2 protein-coding genes are annotated in these 3,350 nt (G+C 40.9%); both read right to left on the bottom strand.

The window, feature by feature from the left end:
* The coding region (locus GKZ86_RS25145) for a DUF6443 domain-containing protein (RefSeq protein WP_230328264.1) at positions 1-2,306 on the bottom strand (2,306 nt) is incomplete at its 3' end.
* A gap of 34 nt (positions 2,307-2,340) precedes the next feature.
* On the bottom strand, positions 2,341-3,350 hold a 1,010-nt coding region (locus GKZ86_RS25300; RefSeq protein WP_230328263.1), incomplete at its 5' end, for a DUF5977 domain-containing protein.

The following is a 3,350-nucleotide window of genomic DNA, read 5'->3' as shown; positions in this document are numbered from 1 at the left end:
CCAGCTGCGTTGTAAATATACTCAATTGTGTTTCCCGTGCCAAAAGTTATTTTCTTGGGTAAATTGAGTTGGTTGTACAGTATTTCGGTGATATTTTTGTTTTTATCACTAATCATATTTCCGTTAACATCATACGTATAATCGTCGCCTGTGGTATTGGCATCGTTAAAACCGCTGCTGTTATTGGCACTATCAGTCACTTTCGAAAGCTGGTTTGAATTGCCCGGATAGGTATAGGTCAAATTATCGATTACGTTGGTTCCTATCTGAGGGTCCATATCTCCGTTTCTGTTCAAATACAGGATGTTTCCGTTTTTATCATACGATAAATTCTCATTATACGAATCCGTGGTTAATTTCGATTTTTGATAAATGGCGCTGGTCAGTCGGTTTAGTTTATCGTACTGGTAACCGTAAGAACGCTCCAGATTATCCGAGCCTGTTTTCCAGAAGGTTTCGGCTATGTTTCCGTTATACAAGGCTTTTACATTCGCAATCTCGGTTTGTGTTTTATCGTAATTAATTTTAAAAGCAAACAAATCCAGAGGGTCTGTGTTTTGCTGCAGTTCATCGGTTTTGTTAATTTCGGTAAGCCAGCCTCTGATGTTATACGTATAATCTACTTTTTGCAAAGGACTTCCGGTACTGTTGCCCACATTTTTGCTTGTCAGCTGTCCCAGTGCATCATAGGTATTATCCGCTAAAAGCTGTACCGTTCCACCGTTTATTTGATGAGTGTGCGTGAGTAATCGATCCTGCGCAGAATAGGTGAATTCTTCTCTTATGGTAATTTCGTTATCTCCTGTCGTGCGTTTATGCTTGCTAATCGTATAAAGTGGTTTTCCGGTGAAATCAAGTTTACTATCGGTAGTGTTATAACCGCCTAAATGATTCTGGGCATAGGTTCGTATCGGGCGCGTTTTTGTATCATAAAAAGTAGTACTGGTTTCGCCCAGCATTGCCAAAGCTGTTGTGGCAACCCTGGTCCAGTTTCCGGTGGCCATTCCTTTTACATTTGATAAAACGGTTTGCCCTTCAATAGCACTTGGTACTGCAGCTGCATTCGGAAACACATAATCATCATAATAATTAACTGTTAAAAGCTTAAAATTTGTTGGTGCTATGCCATTGCTATAATTAACGGCAATGCCATCGATAGTACCTGATGTTTGCCTGGTTTCAAACAAAACAGCAGCATCATTCTGGGCATCCTGCAACGATTTCCTTGTCGCTGAATTTGCCGTTTGACTGTTCCATCCTGTATAAATTGGTCGGCTAAAAGCGTCGTATTTGGTGATAAGCCAGCCCACACTCGTGTCATCCTTAAAAGGTGATAATGCTGGACCTGTGGCCATAGGCCTGTCCAGTTTATCATAAACGATAAATTCCCATTGCTTGCCCGGTAATTTTTTCTCGACTAATCGGTTTTCATCATCGTATTTGTATTGGTAACATAAGCCGTTTAAAACTTCATCGTCAACCGTGCCATCTGCTTTCGGCGGAATAACGTAAGTTAGATTTCCGTAAGGATCATACACATAATACGTATCGAATTTGTTTCCGGATTCGTAGGTTCTTTTTAAAACAACCTGACCTTCCTTGTTTTTAAATTCTACCGTAGAGCCGGCTGATTCGCTTGGGTTGGCACTGGTATTTTCATCAAAAGTTACGTTTTTGTATAATTGGCTGGCCTCATAATTTCCTGATTCTGAAAAAGCAGTTTCAAACAATCCTGAACCTGCATCCCAGGTGGCTGTTGCTTTATACAATTTAACTTCATCAGCAGTATTGGTCTGATAATCGAGTTTAATTTCATGACCGCCGCCCATCGCCCAGGATGCTCCCGGAGCGGCTTGTTTTAAAACCCTGTTTAACGGGGATGATTCAAGTTGTTTTTCTGAAAATGGGTTGGCGGTATTCTCGTATTTTGCTGTACCGTAAAAAGATATTGCAGCATTGATTGCTGTAGCAGGATCTATTTTGGGATAACTGGTACCTCCGTTTGAAGAGGCATACGGCAAATATTCTTTCACCTGCCTGCCAAAACTATCGTATTCTATGGGTGTGATGATATCAGAACCATTTCCCCCCTGGCCAATGGCGATAGTCTGAACAGGCCTGCCCAGTCCGTCAAAATAAGTGATATTCTGGTTTGCCTCTTCCTTGGTCAAAGCATTAAAATTTCCTGACTTAACCGCTTTTTTGGGAGCTACAGTGTAAACAAAATTATCATCACTGAAACCCTGGGCGTGTAGCACCGGAATTGCAAATAATAACAAAATTATAATTGATATAAATTTTTTCATCAAGTTCTCTTTTATATTTAAATTATTGGGGCTATTATTGAACCGGGCCATCGAGTTCAACATGTTGAGTTCCGTTAACTCCACCTACTGTTAATGTAAGGGATGCGGAAAGTTGGTTGGCTCCCAAAACAATGCTTCTTGTTAAAGTTAAACGTTTATTAGCGGTAGACAAAAATGTTATTATAAAATTAAAGGTGACAGCAGGATGATTTGCTGTTGAACAATTAGCAAATAATGTCATACTTAATGATGCCGCAGAATAGGTATAATTAAAGGTGTAAACTGGACCGGCAGGTGTACAAACTCCTATACTGTTTGCATTGTTTTGTCCGTCTGTATTAAATTTAGCTAAACCTAAAGAATCCGCCTCCTCCAGAGAGTACGTCGAAGTAGAAGCACCATAGGCCTGACTAAAAGAGACACTTGAACCAAGATTCCCTGCAGCACAATTATTTCTGGTAAAAGAGCCGCTTCTGGCACTGCTGTAAAAGGTACATTTGGCATTAGCATTGGCATAGGCCTGTCCGTTATTATTAATTTCTACTTGAGCCTGCATATCTGCATCTGCCTGAGAAATATTTGAAAAATATTTTCCGGCCGGAACTGCGTACAATGCGCTACCCGACGAACTATCCGGTGTACAATTATTACGAATGAATGTCTGGCTCTTTGCAACATTCCAATACGTGCATTTAGCATTCGCATTCGCATAGGCCTGTCCATTAGTATCAATTTCTGTTTGGGCCTGAATATCTGCATCTGCCTGGGAAGCATTTGAAAAATATTTCCCGGCCGGAACATTATAATATACACTTTCCGGTGTACCTCCTGCCCCGCAGTTGTTACGGGTAAACAACTGGTTTTTGGCAGTATTCCAAAAAGTACATTTGGCATTAGCATTGGCATAAGCCTGTCCATTACTATTAATTTCTGTTTGGGCCTGTGTATCTGCATCTGCCTGGGAGATATTTGATACATATCTTCCGGCTGGAACGTTATAATACACGCTTTCCGGTGTACCTCCTGCCCCGCAATTGTTGCGGG

Origin of the sequence: Flavobacterium sp. LC2016-13 (assembly GCF_009707955.1) — a bacterium.
In the GTDB taxonomy this organism is placed as follows: Bacteria; Bacteroidota; Bacteroidia; order Flavobacteriales; family Flavobacteriaceae; genus Flavobacterium.
This window is presented reverse-complemented; position numbering and strand designations above follow the sequence as displayed.